Genomic DNA, 19615 nt, shown 5'->3' with positions numbered 1-19615 from the left:
GGAGATACGCAGACACCCCCACCGACAGGTCGTTGGTCGATTGCGTTCACACGATTTCTTTGGTTGACTGTGCACACGCCAGCCGTCACGCCCCCCTGTGAACGGAGCCGTCCATGTTGGTCACCACCATGCCCCTCCGGCAGTTCGACGCCGAGGTCGCGCTGCTGCCTCCCGCCCTGGCGGCCCGCGTCCAGCGGCTGCGCGCCTGCGCGACCCGCGCCTACGGCTGCGACTGCTGCAAGGCGGCCCGGGAGGCGCTGCGGCTCGGCTTCGCCGCCGTCCGCGACGGCGCCGCCGCCCGGGCGGAGGAACTGATCGGCGAGGCCGAGCGGCTGACGGCGGACGGTCCCCACGCGGCCGGCTTCCCCCACCTCCCGCCCGCTCCGCAGCGGGCCCGGGCCGCCGACTCGCCGGCGTCCATCGCTCGCCGACGCCTCACCGACCCTCTCGACTCCATCGACCGCGCCCACGACCTCGTCGACGCCTTCGTCCGGGCCTGGCATGACGCCGACCGCCCCGAGGCCGAGGCGGCCTGACACCACCCCGCTTCCAAACCCCCTTTACGAACTCCGAGCAAGGACATCGCCATGCAGACCAACGCTTCGCACCGGACGCACGCGCTCAAGGCCGGCGCCTACGCCTTCCTGGCCGGCGCCGGACTGGCGGCGGTGACCGCCTGCGCTCCCCTTCCGGAGACCACCGAGGCGGGCCCCTCCGACTCCGGCAGCCGGGCCACCGCGACGGCCGACAAGCAGCGGGACACCGGGAAGTCCGGCAAGCAGCGGGACACCGGCAAGCCGGCGAACGGAATCGGCAAGACCTACCGCGACGGCAAGTTCTCCTTCACGGTCACCAAGGTGAAGAAGGGCGTGCGGCGGGTCGGCAACGAGTATCTCGGCCAGACCGCCCAGGGGCAGTTCGTGCTGGTGCACGTTACCGTGCGCAACACCGGCGACCGGGCCCGCACGTTCGACGCCGGCAACCAGAAGCTGATCGACACCTCGGGCCGCGAGTTCCAGGCCGACAGCGAGGCGGGCATCGCCATGGGCGAGGAGTCCAAGTCCTTCCTGGAGGAGATCAACCCGGGCAACGGCGTGAACGGCATCCTGGTCTTCGACGTGCCGCGCAACGTCAAGATCAAGGCCATCGAACTGCACGACTCGATGTTCTCCGGCGGTGTCACCGTCCCCCTCGGCGGCGACTGACCGGACGGACCGGACAGACCGGCGGCGACCGAAAACGGCCGGGCGCACCGCCCGGCCCGCGTTTCCCCCGCCCGCCGCCCGGAGCGTCCCCTACGATTCCGGCATCCGCGCACCTGGTGAAAGTAGGCGCATGGACCCCCTGTTCGAAGATCCCCCCGACTCCGAAGGCGAGCCCCTTCCTTGGGACGGCTCGGCGGAGTTGAGCGTTTACGACCCTTCGTTCTCCGCGCGCGTGGCCGCGTTCCTGCGGTTCGCGCCCATCGTGGAGATGACCGAGAGCGCACGGCGGAGGGACTGGCCCGCCGACACCTACGACATCGTCACCCTGGCGCTGACCGCGATCGACATGGTGGTGTCGCGGCAGGGGCTGGAACTGGAGGCGACCCGGCCGGACGTCCTGGACACCCTGCGCGAACTGGCCGGCCGCGCCGCCCCCGGCCGGCCCGCCGAAGAGCACGGCCAGGTCGCGGCGTTCGTCCTGGACTCCCTGCTCAACCGCGGCGCCCGCCACGGCCACTTCCGGTACGCGACCAGCGACTACGCCGGCGGAGACGGGCACCGGCGGCGCGCGGTGACGTTCTCCCTGCTGGTCGAGCACGACGACCCGCGGCGGGACGAGAACGTGCTGCGCGCCACCCCCGACGCGGTCAACGCGCTGATCGGCGGGCTGGACTTCGACGTCGAGGACGAGCAGGTGGCCACCGAGCTGATGCTGGAACGCCAGCTGGCCCGCAACGCCTTCGAATCGGCGCGCAAGTCCGCCGAACGCGCCCGGCTCCTTTCCGTGCGGCTGGCCGACGATCTCGACCGCGTCATCAAGCAGACGCGGCGCGATCTGCGCTCGGTGGAGACCGAATGGGACTCCTCGATCCCGCAACGGTTGGAATCGGCCCGCGAGCATATCCGCGAGCGGCTGAACGCCGAACGGCGACTACTGGGGAAAGTGCGCGACGCCCTGGAAAGCACAGAGCCGAAAATCCTGGCCGCGGCCGTCCGTATCGACCGGCTGCTGCGCGAATGCCGACGTCGACATGAGGATCTGCACCGCCGTGTCATCACGACCCGCGGGGTGTTCCTCGAAGAACAGGAACGCCAGTCGTTCCGCCCGCCCGTCGCGATCACCCTGCCGGACCCGCAACGGCAGGTGCTGGAACCCCTGCTCGAACTGGGTCGCGCCGACACGCTGGCGTTGACGGAGCGGTTCCTGGTCGACATGTGGGGGCCGCACGCTCCCCGACTGCCCAGGCTCTACCGGCTGATCAACGACCTGTGGGACCGCCCCGGACACCACGACGCCGACCGCGACGACGCCCAGGAGATCGAGTTCGCCGCGCCGCGGCCACCGCTCATCGGGCCGGACGTCATCGAGGTCGCCGCCCGGGCGGTCGAGTCCACGGCACTGCCCGCGCGGCTGTCGACGCTCATCGACGCCTGCCACCGCGACACCGCGGCGGCCCCCTCCCCCGCCCTGCGGCGGCGCGCCGCGCAGGTGCTCGTCCTGGCCGTGCTGTGGGCCTACGCCCCGGAAGCCCTGGACGCGGACGAGCTCATCGGCGACGACCTCATGGTGCGCGTCCTGGGCCCCCGCGTCGCCGTCGGCACCGACGGCACCCGCCTGGCGCTGACCGGCTGGGACGGCGACGACCTGATCGTCGCGCCGGACGACGCCGCGCTCGCGACCGCCGACCCCGTCCCCACCACCGCGTTCACCCGAGTCCCTGAGGACGCCGCATGAGCCTCACCCAGCAGGACTACACCGACATCGGAACGCTCGTGGCGTACGCGCTGCGCCCCACGCAACGCCCCGGCCGCAACCCCGAGTACCGGCGCGTCCTGGCGCGGTACCGCACCGAGCAGGAGATCAGATCCGCCGCCGACGCCTTCCTCCACGGCCTGGGGGGCCGCGTGCTGTCCGACGGCGACCACGGGCTCGTCCTCGGCGTGGAACCCGAGTCGCCGCTGGCCTTCCGCCTGTCCGACCTGACCGGTGTCTCCGACGAGCGCGGCAGGCTGCTGGCCGGGCTGGTGCTGACCGGCCTGGTCGCCTACGCCTACCCCGGCGCCGAGGAGCTGGCGGACGACCGCGTGCGGCACGTGTCCGAACGCGACTTCGACCTCTGGCTGCGGGAACTGTGCGAACGGCTGCGGTCCCACGACGCGGCCGGAGAGGTCATTCCCGAACAGGGGCTCGACGACGCATGGCGCGTGTACCTCGACATGCCCTCGGTCGTCCACGGCGAGCGAGGCCGGGGAGCCGGACAGCTGCTCAGGTCGTGCACCCGGTACTGGGTCCGCGCCATGCTCGGCTGGCTCGCCGCTCAGGGAATGGCCCGTCACGACCAGACGGCCGACGGCGCCTGGACCTTGACCGAACGCTTCCGAATCCACGCGCGCGAGGTCGCGTTGGAGAACGCCTACCGCTTCATCGCCGAAATCCAGCGGCGTCCCGACCGCGGACCGAGCGCGGTCCGTGCCGACGCCGCGTCCGAAAGGGGTACCGCCTGATGACCTACCAGCTCAGCGCGCTGCGGTTCCGCTCCATCGGCGAACGCTCCGCCCGGTTCACCGACCTCACCCTCGACCTGACCGCGCCCGGCCAGGACGGGACCGCCACCCCTCAGGACTCGGTGGTCTGGCTCCGCAACGGCGGCGGCAAGTCCAGCATCCTGTCGCTGCTGTACGCGATGCTGCTGCCCGCCGCCAACGACTTCATGGGCCGGTCCGTCAAACGCAGCATCACCGACTACGTCGACTCCGGCGACACTTCGCACGTCGTCGCCGTGTGGGAGCCGAGGGACGGGGCCCGGACCCTTACGGGCGACCCCGAGGAGGCTCTCATCACCGGGGTCGTGCACGAATGGGACGGGCTGCGTCGCCCCGCGGAGGCGGCCCGCTCCCGCGACCGGCTCCACAGCCACTTCTACGCCTGCTACGTGGTGCCCGGCGTGATCGAGCTCGGCACGTTGCCGTTCACCGACGGCGACGGGCGTCCGCGGCGACTGTCGGCGTACCTGGACGCCCTCCGGCAGATGGCCCGGCCGCATGCCGGCCGCACCGACCTGGTCGTCACCAACAAGCAGTACCAGTGGGACAAGGCGTTGCGCGACCGCCTTATCGACCCCGACATCTACCGGACGCAGAAGCAGATGAACCACGTCGAGGGCGGCGTGGAAGACCTGTTCAAGTTCGCCTCCGCCAAGGAGTTCGTCGACTTCCTCCTGGACCTCACCACGCCGCCGGAGGAGCCGGCCGGCGTCGCCCAGCGCCTGCAGGACGTCGCGGCGCTGCTGGCGGCCAAGCCGAAGAAGCTCGCCGAACGCGACTTCTGCGTGGCGACCGCCGGCGACCTCGACACCGTCGCCGCCCGGTACGAACGGCTGGAGAAGGCGCGTGCGGACCACGCGGCGCACGTCCGGGAGGCGGAGGCGCTCGCGGCGTCCTTCCGCGGCGCGATCGAGCAGGCACGCGCCACCGCGTCCGAGCTGGCCCAGCAACAGGGAGTGGTACGGCAGGAGCTCACCCGTGCCAACAACAACCGCTCCCAGGCCGGCGACCTGGCCTATCTCTACAGGCGTGAAGCGGCGCGGATGCGGGTCGGCGAGGCCGAAGAAGCCAAGACGGCGGCAGAGAAGCGCGCCGCCGAGGCGCACCGGCAGGTCCGGGCATGGGAGGTGGCACAGCAGCTGGCCGCCCTGTCCAAAGTGCGCGCCGAACTGGAACAGGCCGAACTGGACGCCGCCGCCGAAGAAGAGGAGATCGCGCCGCTCAGGGCCGAGCGGGACCGATACGCCGCGCTGCTTCACCGGCGGCTGGTGCACCTGGCCGAACGCGCGGCCGCCGACGCCGAGGAAGCCGAGACGGCGCGGCAGGCCGAACTGAAGACGGCCGAGGAGCACCGGTCCCAGGCCGCCTCGGCCGACGAGCAGAAGGCCGCCGCAGGCTCCGACGCCGCCCAGGCCGAGGCCGAGCTCTCGCTGATCACGCAAAGGCTGCGCACCGGGGCGGAGCGCGGCCATCTGCCCGCGGCGGACGCCGATCCGGCCGAACACCGCGAAGCACTGACGCACGAGCTGGCCGACTGCGAGGACGAACTGGCCGCGCTGCGGGAGCGGTACGAGCAGCGCCGCCTGCGGCGATCACAGATCGCCCAGCGGGAGAACGAACTCGCCCAGGCACGCGCAGAGGCCGCCCACGACCGCACGAAGGCCGCCGACCGGCACACCGAGCTGTCGGAGCGGTTGTCGGAGCTGACCGCGTCGCCCCGGCTGCGCGAGCTCGCCGAGGCCACCGCCGACGAGCCCCTCGACCTGTGGGCGGAGGCGTCGACGCTCCTGCGCCGGCTCGGCGACGCCATCCTGGCGGCCGACAACGAACGCGTCCTGCGCATGGCCGAGCAGCACGCCGACGAGCGCACGATCGCGGCTCAGGAGCGCGACGGCGTCCTGCCCACCAGCCTGGACGCCGAAAGGATCGTGCACGAACTGGTCACCGAGGAGATCCCGGCCGAGTCCGGCTGGGCCCACCTGCGCCGCGTGCTGCCGCCGGACCGGCTGATCGCCGCCCTGGACGTCCCCGCGATCGCCCGGCTCGGCTGCGGCGTCATCGTACCGGCCGCATCGGTGGCGGACGCGGTCAGGCTGCTGGACTCGCACGGCATCGTCACTACGTCGCTGGTGAACGTCTACTCGGCGCAGGACGCCGACGACCTGGTGCGCGCCGCGACGGCGCCCGGAGACGGCGCCACCCCCGCGTGGGGCCGTCTGGAGCCGGGACTGGTCGACGCGGACCTCGCCGAGGCCGCCGTGCGCCAGCTCAAGGAGCGCGCCAAAGCCCACCGGCTGCGCGACAAGGAACTGGTCGCGCAACGGTCGGCAGACGACGACCTGCGTCGCTCCCTGGAGGACTTTCTGCAGGACTGCCCCCGCGGTCACCTGGACGTCCTGGAAAGCGAGGTCGCGCGTCTGGACTCTCTGCTCGCGGACATCGAACGCGAGCAGAACGACCTGCGCGCCGAAAGCGACGGCCTGGACGAGGCCGACCGGCTGGACGACACCGCCCGCGAGCGGCTGGAGGGCCTGCGCCGCCGTCTGAGCGCCTCGATCGACTGGCTCGGCGAGGTCATCCCCATCGTCGCCGAGCGGGACACCTGGCTCGAACGCCGCATGGCGGCCGCCGCCCGCGTGGAGGCGGCGAAGGAGCTTCAGCGGCAGCATGCGGCCGCGGAACTGCGCGCCCGCGAGAACGCGGAAAACCACCACGCCAACGCGAAGCTCGCAGCGCGGGAGGCCGAGCGCTACCGCGCCGAGGCCGCCGCGCTGTCCGGCCCGTCGCTCGCCGGCATCGACGCCGACGACGACCCGTCCACTCCGCTGGACGCGCTGCGGGAGCAGTGGCGCAGGGCCGACCGCGCCGTCGAACAGCGCGCGTCGCAATCGGTCCTCGCCGACCGTGTCGCCACCCTGACCAGGAGAGTCGCGGACGCCGAAGGCGAGCTGGGCGGCATCGACCCCGATCTGAGGGCGTCCGCCGAACAGCTGCTCGCGTCGCCCCACGGCCAGGAGCCGGCCCTGCGGAACGCCGCTCTCGAAAAGGCGCGCACCGCCCACATTGAGGCCGTCGACCAGCAGGGCCGGGCGAGCAGTCGGGTCGACATGTGCAAGGCGGACCTGCGTGAGGTCGAACGGCGCTACCGCCAGCCGCCGAGACGAGCACTGCCCGTCGTCCCCGGCGACTCGGCCGAAGCCGACGCGCTCGCCGCCGACCATGAGGCCCGCGCGCTGGAGGCGTCCGAACGCGCCACCAACGCCGAGGCCGAACTGGAGAAGCTCCAACGGCGGATCGACCACGCCGACGGCCGCGTGACCGACTTCGAGACCTACCTGGAGCTGTTGCCGCCGACGCAGGCGCCCCCGGCGGCCCCGTTCGACGGAGACAACCTCGCCGCCCGCGCCCGGGCGCGGGAGATCAACCGGGCGCTCAACGAAGCCGACCAGCGCCGGGCGGACGAGGAGGCGGAACTGGCCGACGCCGTCGACGCCGTCCGCCGCACGGCCTCGGGCTTCGCCCTCATCAACGGGCCGATCAAGGACCGGGTGGCCAACGACCCGGCCGCGGTGCTCGCCCCGCACGCCGCCGACCTGGCCGGCAGGCTGCGGCTGCGCGCCCAAACCCTCACCGGAGAACTGGAGGCCATCGCCAAGGACCAGGTCATCCTCGGCGAGGCCCTCGCCCACCTGGTCCGGGAGAGCCTGGACACGCTCGGCAGAGCAGAACGGGCCTCCCGCATGCCCACCTCCCACGGTTCCTGGGCGGGACGGAAGGTGCTGCGGATCGCCTTCGACCGTCCGAGCGACAGCGACCTGATCGCCTACGCCGAGCGGGTCATCGACCAGGCCATCGCCAAAGGCCTCAGCCTGGAGGGGATGCCGCTGCTCAAGGCGGCGGTGCACGAGTCGGTCGGGCCGCGCGGGTTCACCGTCAAGGTGCTCAAGCCGGCCGAGGACCAGGGCGCCATCACCGAGGACATCAGCCGCCTGGCGAAATGGTCCGGCGGTGAGAAGCTCACCGTCTGCGTGGCGCTCTACTGCACCCTGGCGGCGCTGCGCGCCATGGGAGCCGGACGCAAGGGCCGTTCCGGAGGGGTTCTGCTGCTCGACAATCCGATCGGGCGTGCCTCGTCCGCTCCGCTCGTCCGGCTGCAACGCGACGTGGCGGCCGCCCACGGCGTGCAGCTCGTGTACACGACCGGTGTGAAAGATCCCGCGGCCGTCATCCAGTTCCCCAACGTCATCCGGCTGGACAACAGGGAGGGACGCAGCCGGGACCGCCGGTACATCGTTCCGGACGCTCCCCCTTCCGGTTCCGCCGGCCCGCCCGACGCGGAGCCGGGCGGTGAGGTCGACGGCGTCCGCGTCGCCCACACCGACGAGGCGTGGAACGAGCCCGAGGCGGAAGGGGCCTCATGACGGCGGACATCGCCGAGGAGCTGTCCCGGCTGATCGCCGCATCGGAAAAGAGGAGAGTACCGGTCGACGATCTTCTGGACGGGGTGCTGTCGCGTCACCCGGCACTCGTCGGCGCCCCGGAGCTGCGTTCCGTCATGCGGACGGCTCTGCAGGACCTGGCGGCGGCCGGGCAGGTGACCCTGCCGGCGGCGGGCTCCGCGACGGGCTGGGACCGCCGCGCCGCACCGGCCCTGCCCCGCTGGGTCGCGAAGACGCAGCGGCCCGCCCCGCGGCCACCGCGGACGGCGCCGCGCGTGTGGCCGCACGCCCTGGAGGAAGCCGGCCGCATCGCCACCCGGGACGACGAAATCGAGATCCTGGACCGGATCGCCGCCTGGCTGCGGGACAACCCCGACCCGGGCATGGTGCCCGTGCAGGAACGCTCGGCCGAACTCTTCGGCGACGAGAAGGCCATCGACACCTATGCGAAAGGCCGCCTGTTCACCTCGGGTGCGCTGTCCCTGGACCTTCTCGCCTGCTACCAACCGCCGCTGCCCTTCGCCTCACAGCACGTGCCAGGAAGAGGACCGACCGGACTCCTGGTGCTGGAGAACCTCGCCACGTACACCTCCTTTCTCACCGCCCTGCGTTCGATGCCCGCAGCCGACCGGCCCGATCTCCACATCGGCTGGGGCAGCGGCAACGGCTTCGTCCGCAGCGTTCTCAGCGTGCCGTTTCTCCACCCCGAACCGCGGACGATGCACTACTTCGGAGACATCGACGTCCTCGGTCTCCAGACGGCCGTCGGCGCCGCGGCCGCGGCCGCCGAGCACGGCCTGCCGCGGCTTCGTCCGGCCGTCCCCTGCTACGCCTACCTCCTCGCCAGGCGGGAGGAGTGGGCGATGCCGGACCCCAGCAACCGAGGTGCGGGCACACGTCATGACGAGCTCCTGCGCTGGATTCCCGAGCCGCACAGGTCCGCCGTCCGCGATCTGTTCGCCCGGCGGCGCCGCATACCCCAAGAACGCCTGGGGCTGGACGCACTACGCGGTGATCGCGGATTCTGGCGAGCACTGACCTTTGATCACGCCTCCTGATCAACGAGGTGAAGAGGAACCGTAGTCGGCGGGGTCCATGCGCGGCGTTCGCCGGCTGCACCACCGTGCGTGTTGCGGCGAGAAGCTGCGACCTGCACGCGCTGCGGTTGCCGGCGCGCGGGTGGACGTGATCGCGTCGATGGGCCGCGTCGGGGGAGAGTTCTTTGCCGGTCGCGGTGACGTGGGGACCTGGCGATGGATTGAATGCGTCACGAAGGGGTTACTCTTGGCTGCGATACAAAAGCCCCTAATCGGGCGTCCGATAATGGGGGGCTGCGTCGGCGGCCGTGCTGCCGGGAGCGGGGACGAGCGAGAGATGGGAGGGTCGGGTAGTGCCTGACCAGCGACGCGAACAGTGGACCAGCCGCGCAGGCTTCCTGTTCGCGGCGATCGGATCGGCGATCGGCCTGGGGAACATCTGGCGGTTCCCCTACGTCGCCTACGACAACGGCGGCGGGGCGTTCCTCATCCCCTACCTGGTGGCGCTGCTCACCGCCGGGATCCCGCTGCTCATCCTGGAGTACGCGATCGGGCACCGGTTCCGCGGGGCGCCGCCCGCGGCGTTCCGGCGGCTGTCGCGGCCCACCGAGGCGATCGGGTGGTGGCAGGTCGCGATCTGCTTCGTGGTGGCGGTGTACTACGCCGTCATCATGGCGTGGGCGGTGCGGTACGTCGGCTTCTCCTTCGGGCAGCAGTGGGGGGACGACCCCGAGAAGTTCCTGAGCGCCAAGTTCCTGCAGGCGGCGGACGCGCCCGGCGGCATCTCCACCTACGTCGCGGGCGTGGCCTGGCCCCTGATCGCGGTGTGGGTCGTCACGCTGGGGGTGCTGGCGCTCGGCATCGCGGGCGGCATCGAACGGGCCAACAAGATCTTCATCCCGCTGCTGGTGGTGCTGTTCGGCATCCTGGTGGTGCGGGCCCTGTTCCTGGACGGCGCCGCCACCGGCCTGGACGCGCTGTTCTCCCCCGACTGGTCGAAGATCACCAAGGGCGGCGTGTGGGTCGCGGCCTACGGGCAGATCTTCTTCTCGCTGTCCGTCGGCTTCGGCATCATGATCACCTATGCGTCGTATCTGCCCCGGCGGTCCGACCTCAGCGGGTCGGCGCTGGTGGCGGGGTTCGCCAACAGCTCGTTCGAGCTGCTGGCGGGCATCGGCGTGTTCGCCGCGCTGGGCTTCATGGCGTCCGCGAGCGGCGTGCCGGTCGGCGAGGTCGCCGCGTCCGGGATCGGGCTGGCCTTCATCGCCTTCCCGAAGATCATCTCGTCCATGCCGGGCGGCGACGTGTTCGGGGTGCTGTTCTTCGGCTCCCTGGTGATCGCCGGAATGACCTCGCTGATCAGCATCGTCCAGGTGGTGGTGTCGGCCGTGCAGGACCGCTTCGGCCTGGGCCGCCTCACCTCGGTGCTCGGCGTCGGCGGCGCGGTGGCGGTCGTGTCGATCGCAGTGTTCCCCACCGACCAGGGCCTGTACCTGCTGGACGTGGTGGACCACTTCATCAACCAGTACGGCATCGTGCTGGCCGCCCTGGTGGTGCTGGTCGTGGTGGCCTGGGCCCTGCGCCGCCTGCCCGCCATGCAGGAGCACGTCAACACGGCCTCGGCGGTCCGGGTGGGGACGTGGTGGCGGATCTGCCTGGGGGTGGTCACCCCGCTGATGCTGGGCTGGATGATGTGGGACAGCCTGCGCGGGGAGTTCGCCGAGAACTACGAGGGCTACCCGACCTGGTTCCTGAACGCCGCCGGCTGGGGCGTGGCGGGCGCCGTGATCGTCGTCGGAGTCGTCCTGGCGCTGCTGCTGCGGCGCCGCGCCACCACCGACGAGGCGGACCCGGCGCCCGCGCCCGGCGCCGTCGAGAAGGGAGCGCGCTGATGTCCACCGGCGCCATCATCATGATGATCATCGCCATCGTCATCGTGTGGGGCGGCCTGGTCGCCGCCCTCCTGCGCCTGCGCACCCACACCGACCACCCCGACACCTGACACTCACACCCCCGTCTCGCCGTCCGGCCGCGCTGGTCACCCCGACCCCCGGCCGGACGGCGAGCACACTTTTCGCCCCTGCCGCCCCTCCCCGACGACCAGCGCTCCAACAACCCCTCCGCACCCCGACCGCGACCATCCTCCCGACGGCTGCTGGGTGTGGCACTGTGCTTCGCAACCCGACCGCGACCACCCCGACCAGCAGGCCGAAACGCTCACACCGCCCCACTCCCCTGCACACCCCATGTCGATGTAACCCGCAGCCGATCACACGCCCACCGCGTCCGTCGGCGTGCCGACCGCCCCACGGGAGCCCCACACGTCAACACGCGTAAGGGCCTCGATGAAGTGGACGATGTCGCACGCACCTGCCGCCCCCGCCGCCGGTGACGGCGCCGCTCAGACAGGACACCACCAGCACACCTACCGGAATCGGCCAGTGCAGGGCGATGCCAACGAATGCGGCGGCCTCGGCGCCCCTGCCGGTGTCGGCAGACATCATGACCCGCCATCATCAGCGGTGGCTCGCACCGCGGACTCTGACACACATCACGGAGCGGCTCCGCCCCGGCAATCGACCACTGCAGGGCGATGCCAACCAACGCGGCAGCCCCGACATCCCCACCAATGTCGGCAGACATCACGGCCATCCACCACCGTCAACGGTGAACCGCACCGTGGACTTTGACACGTAGCGCAGGGTGGATCTGCTCCGGTAAGTGGCGTTTGCGGCGGGTGTTCATCGTGGGCGAAACCTGGAGTGTGAGCAATCCTCAACGCTGTGTAGTCAAGTTGACTACGATCGTCAGCCGGAGATGTCCGCGGCGATCCCCCCGGGGCGGAGTATGAAGCACCTTCTGCCAGATCTCAGGCGCGTCGGCCGGGTTCGGAAAGCGGCCGTGCGGTGCGTGTACGGGCTGCTGGGCAGCGCGGCCATCGCGGGCGTCCTCTCGCTCGCGACGCCCGGGGCGGCGCACGCCGCGGCCAGGCCCGAGCCCGACGGGCGCTACGCCCGGCCCGTGCCGTGCCGCCAGGCCCCGTACTTCGACTGGTACACCGCCCGGCTCTGCAAGGACATGTGGGAGGCGATGCGGCGGCGGGCATGGGCGGAAAGGCCTCGTCCGCGCCGGACTCCCTCTCGGCGGGCCACCCCGGAGGGGCGGGAGCGGGCGCCCAAGGCGCGGCCCCGTCCCACGGCCGCGTCCCCTCGTCCGCCCAAGCCGTCTCCTTCCCGCGTCAGTCCTTCACCATCGGTGTCCAAGACCACGGTGCCGAGCGCCACCTCGACGCCGACCCCCGCGCGGCCGTCTCCTCGCGCCCAGGTCGACGAGCAGCAGGGCGACGCCCGATCCCTGCAACCGCTGCTGCTGCTCGGGCTGCTCCTGCCCGCCATGGCGGCCATCGGCTATCCGCTGCGCCATCGCATTCTCGCGGCTGCCGCAGCGGCGCTGCCGGCGGGCGCCCCGCCTGTCGAGCAGGAGCCCGCCGTTTCCTTCACCTATCGGCCGGCCATCGATCCGTTCGCGCTCCCCGCGCTCTGCCTGACGGGCGAGGGCGCCGCCGCGAGCGCGCGGGTCATGGCGCTGGCCGCCCTGGAGGGGTACCGGGACAGCGCCCTGGTGGTGATCCCCCGCTCCGACGCCACGATGCTGTTCGGCCTGGCCGAGGACGACCTGCTCGACGATTCCTCGGACGGGCTGTTCATCCCGGGCAACCTCGACGCCGCCCTGGCCTACCTGGAGACGGAACTGGCCATGCGCAGGGAGACGACCTCCCCGCACACACGCCGTCTGCTGCTGGTGGCCGACTGCGAGAAGGAGGCCGACCGGGTCTCGCAGCTCCTCGCGCGCCATCCCGGCGACGTGTCCGCCGTGCTGCTGGGCGACTGGCCCGGCGACCGGGTCGCGGTGGACGACGACGGGCGGATCGACGCGCCCTCCGGCGTGGCCGGTGCGCTCCCCGAACGCCTTCCCGCCATGTCCCGTACCGAGGCCCGCGACCGCCTGTACGCCGTCGTCCGGAGCGAGACCCAAAAGAAGCGGCGACGCGGCTCGCGCCACTCGAAGCGCACCTGATCACACGGCCGCACCGGCAAGGGCCGACCGCCCAGATCACCGCCGTCCGCTGCAATGAAGCGGCCGCACACTCCGCAGACGGTCGAGGGGGACCGTCCCGCAGACCAGGATCCGGACGCCAGGTCGGGGGCTTCGGTCAGGTGGTCGGAACGCCGCCACGGCGCGCCGGGCCTCCGGGTCGAGAACGCCCCAGCCGATCAGTTCCTCGGTCGGCTCGGACGGCGCAGGCGTACGGGCGGTCGGTCAGCTCGCCCCGTCAGGCCGACAGAGCGCAGATCGAACGACTGCCATTCGACACCACGAGACCACGACTTGAGGCTTCCGTGTGTCTTCACGCCGCTTCCGGCCGCAGACCGGCAGCAGGGACGAGGGCCGCCACCGCCTCCGGCTGGACGACGGGCTTCCCCCGTCCCCAGCGACCGAACGCCGCGCCGCGCTTGCGCGCTTGTCTGCACGCCTGCTTCCAGCACCGCGGCCACAGCGGACTCGGCGGCCCCACCGCCGGCCGCGTCGCCAGCCCGTCACGACAGGACAGCCGGGCCGTGTCCGCCGCCTTAGGCGGCGGATTTCTCGGGTTGGGTGGTGGCTCTGGCGGTGGCCAGGGCGCGCAGGGCGCGACCGGCCTCGGCCAGCTTGGGCGGGGCGGTGGTCGCGCCTTCGAGGTAGGCGGTGCAGTGCCGCAGCCAGTCGCGGAGGGTGTTCTCGCAGCGGGCCTGGTTGCGGCGGGCCCTCAGCTGGGCGGCGCGGCGCCGCTCGTGGCGGACGCGCTCGGCGACGTCGCGGTCGGCGGACAGGGCGCGGACGTCGTCGATGGAGTAGCGGCCCAGCTGGTCGGTGCCGAGGCGGCGCTCGGCGGCGATGCGTGCGAAGACGTCCTTGGGCCAGTCGAGGATCACGGCGGCGCCGCGGGCGTCGACGGTGTCGAGGAGCGGGCCCTTGCGGGCGGCGACGACAGAGGTGATCGTCTCGGGGGCGAGGGCGTCCAGGTCGCGCAGCAGGTAGACCGGGTTGCCCTGGTAGCGGCTGATCACACAGAGGTCGCCGCGGGCGACGAGGATCTCGATGTCGGCCCGGTCGACGTCGAGGCCGACCCGCGGGGCCAGCCGGGCCGCAGCCTTGGCGGCGCCGATCGGCGGCTGCTCGCCGAAGGCGGACAGGATCTGCGGCCTGCGGTCGGTGCAGCGCTCGGCCAGTTCGGCGGACCAGCGGCGCCCGTCGACGTCGGGTTCGGGGAGCAGGCCGTGCTCGCGGGCCAGGCGCAGTTGCCAGGCGGTGATGCCCAGCAGGGCGGCGAACTGGCGGAAGGCGTAGTGGGTGCGAGGGGCTTCGGGACTCATCGGGGCTCCTTTCGTTGCCGTGAGTACATGGTTGGACGCGGAGAGCACGGAAAACAGTAGAACGCCGTTCTGTGGATAAGTTTTCGGTGGTGATCGATGCGAGGGTGGAGGCGTGATGCGAAGGCTCGGTCTGGGGCTGGCGGCGTTGGGACGGCCCGCGTACATCAACGTGGGGCGCGGTGACCAGTTGCCGGACGGGCGCGGCGTCGAGGAGATGCGCGCGGCCACGTGGGATGTGCTGGACGCCGCGTACGAGGCCGGGATCCGGTGGGTGGACGCCGCGCGGTCGTACGGGCTGGCCGAGGAGTTCCTCGGCGGGTGGCTCGACGCGCGGGGGCATGACGACGTCGTCGTGTCGAGCAAGTGGGGGTACGCCTACGTCGGCGGGTGGCGCATGGACGCCGACGTCCACGAGGTCAAGGAGCACAGCCTGGACCGCTATCGGGCCCAGTACGCCGAGACCCGCGGCCTTCTGGGCACGAGGGTGAGCGTCTACCAGGTGCACTCGCTGACCCATGACAGCCCGCTGTTCGGCGACGCGGCCCTGCAGGCCGCGCTGGCGGAGGCGGCGGAGGAGGGCGTCAGGGTCGGGTTCTCCACGTCCGGGCCCCGCCAGGGCGAGACCGTGCGCAAGGCGATGGAGCTTCAGGTTTCGGGGCGGCGGCTGTTCGACACGGTGCAGTCGACGTGGAATCTTTTGGAGCCGTCCGTGGGCGACGCGCTGCGGGAGGCCCACGAGGCCGGGGCTCACGTGCTGGTGAAGGAGGCCATGGCCAACGGCAGGCTCGCCGTCCGGCCCCCGGAGGCGGTGCGTGAGGTGGCGGCCCGGCACGGGGTGGGGCCGGACGCGGTCGCCCTTGCGGCGGTGCTGGCGCAGGAGTGGGCCGGAACCGTGCTGCTGGGGGCGGTGAGCCCGGCGCAGTTGAAGTCGAACCTGGCGGCCGTCACGGTGTCGCTCGGGGAAGAGGAGCTGGCGCAGGTCCTGGGTTCGGCCGTACCGCCGGAGCGGTACTGGGCCGAGCGTTCCGCGTTGCCGTGGGTGTGACGGCCGTCAGCGGGAGGACGCGCGTCGGGGCGTCGCGCCCGAGGAGACCTCCAGCACGCCCGTCTCGGTCACCAGGGCGCTGACGAGCTTCGCCGGGGTGACGTCGAACGCCGGGTTGTGGGCGCGGGCGCCTTCGGGGGCGGCGTGCGCGCCGTTCCAGGCGAGAATCTCCTCGGGGGCGCGTTCCTCGATGGGGATGTCGCGTCCCGAGGGCGTGTTCAGGTCGACGGTGCTCCAGGGGGCGGCGACGACGAACGGTATGCCCGCCTCGGCGCAGGCCAGGGCCACGCTCACGGTGCCGACCTTGTTGGCGGTGTCGCCGTTGGCGGCGATCCGGTCGGCGCCGACGACGGCGACGTCGACCAGCCCGCGCAGGATGGTGGCGGGCGCCGCGCCGTCGGCCTGGATCAGGCAGGGGATGCCCGCCTGATCCAGTTCCCAGGCGGTGAGGCGCGAGCCCTGCAGCAGGGGGCGCGTCTCGTCGGCGTAGACGACCTCGACGCGTGCGCGGGTGTGCAGTTCGCGGACGACTCCCAGGGCCGTGCCCCAGCCTGCCGTGGCGAGGGCTCCCGTGTTGCAGTGGGTGAGGATGCGCAGGGGGCGGTCGGGGGTCCGGGCGAGAATCCAGTCCGCGCCGTGCCGCCCTATGGCGCGGTTGCCGCGCACGTCCTCGTCCAACAGGGCCTGCGCTTCGGCCACGACGGCGTCGAGTCCCTTGGGCACGAGGGGCCGGACCCTGTCCACGCCGGCGGCGAGGTTGACGGCGGTGGGGCGGGCGTCCCGGATCCGTTGGATGGCGGCGTCGCGGGTGGCGTCGTCCCAGTGCTCCCGTTCGGCCTGGCGGATGGCGATGGCGACGCCGAACGCGCCCGCCACTCCCAGGGCCGGGGCGCCGCGCACGGCCAGGTTGCGGATCGCGGCGACGAGGGTGTCGACGTCCCTGACGTCGAGGTGTTCCAGCCGGTGGGGCAGCACCGTCTGGTCGATCAGCCGCAGCCCCTGCCCCGTCCACTCGACGGCCCGCACGTCATGCGCCATGACCGCAGCATACGAACCCCGGGAGCGGGGATGCGATCGCCGTCTTCCCGCACCCCTTGGGCGAGCCGGTCGTGCGCCCGCGCGCCGCGGTGGTCTTGCACGCGTCCGGCAATTCTCAGGCGGGGGTGCGACCGCGGGAAGGCCTATGGCGCAAGGGGTTGCGCGTTGCGGGCCGGGCGGCGCGGGGATGCGGTGTGACCTGCGATAACTTGACACATATCGAACCTGTGTTCGACATTGGTGGCCGTGATCCGGGGGCGCGTGATCGTGGGCGGGAGGGACCGTGGCGGAGTCGGCGTCGGTGCGGTCCGGGGCCGTCGGGTCCCCGGCGGCGGGGGGCGCGCCGTCGCGGGACGGGCTCCGGGCGGATCCGGGGGCTTCCTCGGTGGGGGTCCTGCGGAGCGCCTTCGGGCGGCCGGGGGCGGCGCTGGCCCACGCGGGGGTGCGGCCCGGGTCGGCGGTGTCAGCGGAGACCGTTCCTGTGCTGCCCGGGTTGCGCGATGTCGTTCCCGGCGGTGCCCTGCGGGCAGGGTCCGTTGTGGAGGTGGACGGATCCGCGTCCCTGGGTGTCGCGCTGGTCGCGGGGGTGTCCAGGCACGGGGGCGTCGAGAGGCAGGGCGGTTGGTGCGGCGTGGTCGGCATGCCTGACTTCGGTGTGCTGGCGGCCGCGGGGATGGGCGCGGAGCCCGAACGCCTGCTTCTGGTGGACGAGCCCGGTGAGCGGTGGCCGGATGTGGTGGCGGCGCTCGTCGAGTCCGTTGACCTGGTGCTGCTGCGTCCCCCGGCGGCTCCTGCGGGGGCGGCCGTGCGGAGGCTGTCGGCGCTGGTCCGCAAGCACGGGTGTGTGCTGGCGCTGTCGGGACCGTACGGGCGCCAGTGGCCGGGAGTGCAGTTGAGGTTGCGCGTGGCCGAGGCGGAATGGGCGGGCGTGGGTGACGGGCACGGCCTGCTGAGCGGGCGTCTCGCCCGGGTGGTGGCCGAGGGGCGCGGGGGCGGGCGCAGCGCCTGGGTGTGGCTGCCCGGCCCGGACGGGACGGTCACCGCCGCGGCGGCCGCGCGGCCCGCCCTGGAGGTCGTGGGATGAGCCGGGTGCTGGCGGTGTGGTGTCCGGACTGGCCGGTCACCGCGGTGGGCGTCGACGCCGCGACGCCGGGCGCCGTGGTGGCGGACGGCCGGGTGGCGGCGTGCAGTTCCGCCGCGCGGGCCGCGGGCGTGCGGCGGGGGCAGCGGGTCCGGGACGCGCAGCGGCGCTGCCCGGATCTCGTGGTGCGGGACCGCGACGGCGACGCCGAAGGGCGGCGGTTCGAGAGGGTGGTCGAGGCGGTGGCCGCGCTCGTGCCCAAGGTGGAGGTGGTGCGCCCGGGGCTGTGCGCCGTCCCGGCGCGCGGCGCCGCCCGCTTCTACGGCGGTGAGGAGTCGCTGCGGGTGCTGGTTCAGGACGCCGTGGTGGAGGCGGGGTTCGACTGCGGGGCGGGCATAGCGGACGGGTTGTTCGCCGCGGAGCTGGCCGCGCGTTCCGGCGGGGGCGGGATCGTGGTGCCCGCAGGCGGGGCGGCGGCGTTCCTGGCGCCGTATCCGCTGTCGGTGCTGGACCGGCCGGAGCTGGCCGACCTGCTGCAGCGGCTGGGCATCCGGACGCTGGGGGCGTTCGCGGCGCTGCCGTCCGGGCACGTGGCGGGGCGGTTCGGGGCGGACGGGGCGCTGGCGCACCGGCTGGCGCGGGGCGAGGAGCCGCGGCCGGTGGCGCCCGCTCCCGCGGCCGCCGACCTGTCGGTGCGGGAGGAGTTCGATCCGCCCGCCGCGCATGCCGAGCAGGTGGTGTTCGCGGCCAAGCGGCTGGCCGCCGAGCTGCACGAGGGGATGGCCGCGGGCGGGCTGACCTGCGTGCGGCTGGAGGTGACCGCCGGTTTCGCCGACGGCGGTGTTCTGCGCCGGCTGTGGCGGCACGAGGGGGCGCTGTCGGCGCTGGCGGTGGCCGAGCGGGTCCGCTGGCAGCTGTCGGCGTGGCGGGCCCCCGAGGAGGCCGCAGACGCCGTGTGGGGCGGCGTGGCGTGGTTGGAGCTGGCTCCGGACCAGCTCGTCCCGGACGAGGGCGGACAGCAGGCGCTGTGGGGCCGGTCCACGGTGACCGAGCGCATCGCGCGGGCGGTGGACCGGATCCAGGCGCTGCTCGGCCACCGCGGTGTCACCCGGCCGGTGGTGACCGGCGGGCGGGGTCCGGGCGAGCAGGTGGCGCGGGTGCCGGTCGGCGACCTGCCTCCGGCGGGGGTTCCGGACGGTCCGTGGCCGGGGCGGATCGAAGGCCCGGCTCCGGCGGTGGTTCCTCCGGCGCCGCGGTCCGCGGCGGTCACGGACGCCTCCGGGGAGACGGTGGGGGTATCGGCGCGGTGTGCGGTGTCGGCGCCGCCCGCGCACGTCGCCGTGGCGGGCGGCAGGGCCGAGCGGGTGACGGCGTGGGCGGGGCCCTGGCCGGTGGCCGAGTACTGGTGGGACCCCGAGCGCGCGCGGCGCCGGGCCCGGTTCCAGGTTGTCACGGCGGAGGGGCACGCCTACCTGCTGGCGGTGGAAGGGGGGCGCTGGCATGTGGAGGCCGTGTACGAGTGAGCGGGGCGGACGGCGTGGGCTGGAGTAACCCGCCGATCCCGTGGCGCGAGTTCGAGCGGCGGTTGTCGTGGGGGCGGCAGGAGCGGGCCGCGCAGAATCAGGCCGCGCAGAATCAGGCCACGCAGAATCAGGCCACGCAGAATCAGGCCACGCAGGACCAGGCCACGCAGGACCAGGCCACGCAGGACCAGGCCACGCAGGACCAGGCCACGCAGGACCAGGCCACGCAGGACCAGGCCACGCAGGACCAGGCCACGCAGGACCAGGCCACGCAGGACCAGGCCACGCA

At 72.9% G+C, this 19615-nt stretch carries 15 protein-coding genes and 1 pseudogene; 13 read left to right on the top strand and 3 right to left on the bottom strand.

Annotation, left to right across the window (positions count from 1 at the left end; all coding sequences use genetic code 11):
* Window positions 1-113: 113 nt before the first annotated feature.
* From QSK22_RS23310 to QSK22_RS23270, 9 genes are all read left to right on the top strand, one after another.
* Window positions 114-536 carry a hypothetical protein gene (locus QSK22_RS23310; protein ID WP_285496452.1) on the top strand — a complete coding sequence of 141 codons (423 nt, stop codon included), beginning with the start codon at window positions 114-116 and terminating at the stop codon, window positions 534-536.
* Between the two features lie 51 nt (window positions 537-587).
* Window positions 588-1205, top strand: a complete 618-nt coding sequence (locus QSK22_RS23305; protein ID WP_285496451.1) for a DUF4352 domain-containing protein — start codon at window positions 588-590, stop codon at window positions 1203-1205.
* A gap of 130 nt (window positions 1206-1335) precedes the next feature.
* On the top strand, window positions 1336-2940 hold the full coding sequence (locus QSK22_RS23300; RefSeq protein WP_285496450.1) for a hypothetical protein: 1605 nt from the start codon (window positions 1336-1338) through the stop codon (window positions 2938-2940).
* Window positions 2937-3710 (top strand): hypothetical protein, encoded by a 774-nt coding sequence (locus tag QSK22_RS23295; RefSeq protein WP_285496449.1) that lies wholly within the window; start codon window positions 2937-2939, stop codon window positions 3708-3710. The genes QSK22_RS23300 and QSK22_RS23295 overlap by 4 nt, the downstream gene beginning before the upstream one ends.
* The gene (locus QSK22_RS23290; protein WP_285496448.1) at window positions 3710-8170 is read left to right on the top strand and encodes a hypothetical protein; all 4461 of its coding nucleotides are present in this window, start codon (window positions 3710-3712) and stop codon (window positions 8168-8170) included. Before QSK22_RS23295 ends, QSK22_RS23290 begins: the two co-directional genes overlap by 1 nt.
* A complete protein-coding gene (locus QSK22_RS23285; protein WP_285496447.1) occupies window positions 8167-9246 on the top strand; it encodes a hypothetical protein in 1080 nt (359 codons plus the stop codon). Before QSK22_RS23290 ends, QSK22_RS23285 begins: the two co-directional genes overlap by 4 nt.
* A gap of 332 nt (window positions 9247-9578) precedes the next feature.
* Window positions 9579-11117, top strand: coding sequence for a sodium-dependent transporter (locus tag QSK22_RS23280; RefSeq protein WP_285496446.1), 1539 nt, complete (start codon window positions 9579-9581; stop codon window positions 11115-11117).
* A complete protein-coding gene (locus tag QSK22_RS23275; RefSeq protein WP_285496445.1) occupies window positions 11117-11227 on the top strand; it encodes a methionine/alanine import family NSS transporter small subunit in 111 nt (36 codons plus the stop codon). Before QSK22_RS23280 ends, QSK22_RS23275 begins: the two co-directional genes overlap by 1 nt.
* 899 nt (window positions 11228-12126) lie before the next feature.
* Window positions 12127-13302: a hypothetical protein gene (locus tag QSK22_RS23270; RefSeq protein ID WP_285496444.1), complete on the top strand. Its 1176-nt coding sequence runs from the start codon at window positions 12127-12129 to the stop codon at window positions 13300-13302.
* 147 nt (window positions 13303-13449) lie between these two features.
* Here QSK22_RS23270 and QSK22_RS23265 read toward each other — a convergent pair.
* Both QSK22_RS23265 and QSK22_RS23260 read right to left on the bottom strand, forming a co-directional pair.
* A pseudogene (locus tag QSK22_RS23265) lies at window positions 13450-13527 on the bottom strand (transcriptional regulator); the annotation flags it as partial.
* 329 nt (window positions 13528-13856) lie between these two features.
* Complete coding sequence (locus QSK22_RS23260; RefSeq protein WP_285496443.1) at window positions 13857-14639, bottom strand: hypothetical protein; 783 nt, start codon at window positions 14637-14639, stop codon at window positions 13857-13859.
* A gap of 115 nt (window positions 14640-14754) precedes the next feature.
* Between QSK22_RS23260 and QSK22_RS23255 the strand changes: the two genes are divergently transcribed.
* The gene (locus tag QSK22_RS23255; protein ID WP_285496442.1) at window positions 14755-15684 is read left to right on the top strand and encodes an aldo/keto reductase; all 930 of its coding nucleotides are present in this window, start codon (window positions 14755-14757) and stop codon (window positions 15682-15684) included.
* 6 nt (window positions 15685-15690) lie between these two features.
* Here the strand turns inward: QSK22_RS23255 and mtnA are convergent, their stop codons facing one another.
* Window positions 15691-16722 carry an S-methyl-5-thioribose-1-phosphate isomerase gene (gene mtnA, locus QSK22_RS23250; protein WP_285496441.1) on the bottom strand — a complete coding sequence of 344 codons (1032 nt, stop codon included), beginning with the start codon at window positions 16720-16722 and terminating at the stop codon, window positions 15691-15693.
* A 283-nt stretch (window positions 16723-17005) separates the two neighbouring features.
* On the opposite strand from mtnA, the gene imuA' reads away from it, so the two are divergent.
* The 3 genes from imuA' to QSK22_RS23235 form a co-directional block, all read left to right on the top strand.
* Complete coding sequence (gene imuA', locus QSK22_RS34050) at window positions 17006-17806, top strand: DnaE2-dependent mutagenesis accessory factor ImuA' (RefSeq protein ID WP_502872355.1); 801 nt, start codon at window positions 17006-17008, stop codon at window positions 17804-17806.
* Complete coding sequence (locus QSK22_RS23240) at window positions 17803-19326, top strand: DNA polymerase Y family protein (RefSeq protein WP_285496439.1); 1524 nt, start codon at window positions 17803-17805, stop codon at window positions 19324-19326. Before imuA' ends, QSK22_RS23240 begins: the two co-directional genes overlap by 4 nt.
* On the top strand, window positions 19323-19615 hold a 293-nt coding region (locus tag QSK22_RS23235), incomplete at its 3' end, for a hypothetical protein (protein ID WP_285496438.1). The genes QSK22_RS23240 and QSK22_RS23235, both read left to right, overlap by 4 nt.

Source organism: Actinomadura sp. NBRC 104425 (assembly GCF_030269545.1).
Lineage (GTDB): Bacteria > Actinomycetota > Actinomycetes > Streptosporangiales > Streptosporangiaceae > Spirillospora > Spirillospora keratinilytica.
This window is presented reverse-complemented; position numbering and strand designations above follow the sequence as displayed.

Coding starts and splice junctions, on each gene's coding strand:
- QSK22_RS23310 (WP_285496452.1), top strand. CDS start 114: ATGTTGGTCACCACCATGCCCCTCCGGCAGTTCGACGCCGAGGTCGCG.
- QSK22_RS23300 (WP_285496450.1), top strand. CDS start 1,336: ATGGACCCCCTGTTCGAAGATCCCCCCGACTCCGAAGGCGAGCCCCTT.
- QSK22_RS23295 (WP_285496449.1), top strand. CDS start 2,937: ATGAGCCTCACCCAGCAGGACTACACCGACATCGGAACGCTCGTGGCG.
- QSK22_RS23240 (WP_285496439.1), top strand. CDS start 17,803: ATGAGCCGGGTGCTGGCGGTGTGGTGTCCGGACTGGCCGGTCACCGCG.
- QSK22_RS23260 (WP_285496443.1), bottom strand. CDS start 14,639: ATGAGTCCCGAAGCCCCTCGCACCCACTACGCCTTCCGCCAGTTCGCC.
- QSK22_RS23275 (WP_285496445.1), top strand. CDS start 11,117: ATGTCCACCGGCGCCATCATCATGATGATCATCGCCATCGTCATCGTG.
- QSK22_RS23305 (WP_285496451.1), top strand. CDS start 588: ATGCAGACCAACGCTTCGCACCGGACGCACGCGCTCAAGGCCGGCGCC.
- QSK22_RS23255 (WP_285496442.1), top strand. CDS start 14,755: ATGCGAAGGCTCGGTCTGGGGCTGGCGGCGTTGGGACGGCCCGCGTAC.
- mtnA (WP_285496441.1), bottom strand. CDS start 16,722: ATGGCGCATGACGTGCGGGCCGTCGAGTGGACGGGGCAGGGGCTGCGG.
- QSK22_RS23290 (WP_285496448.1), top strand. CDS start 3,710: ATGACCTACCAGCTCAGCGCGCTGCGGTTCCGCTCCATCGGCGAACGC.
- QSK22_RS23285 (WP_285496447.1), top strand. CDS start 8,167: ATGACGGCGGACATCGCCGAGGAGCTGTCCCGGCTGATCGCCGCATCG.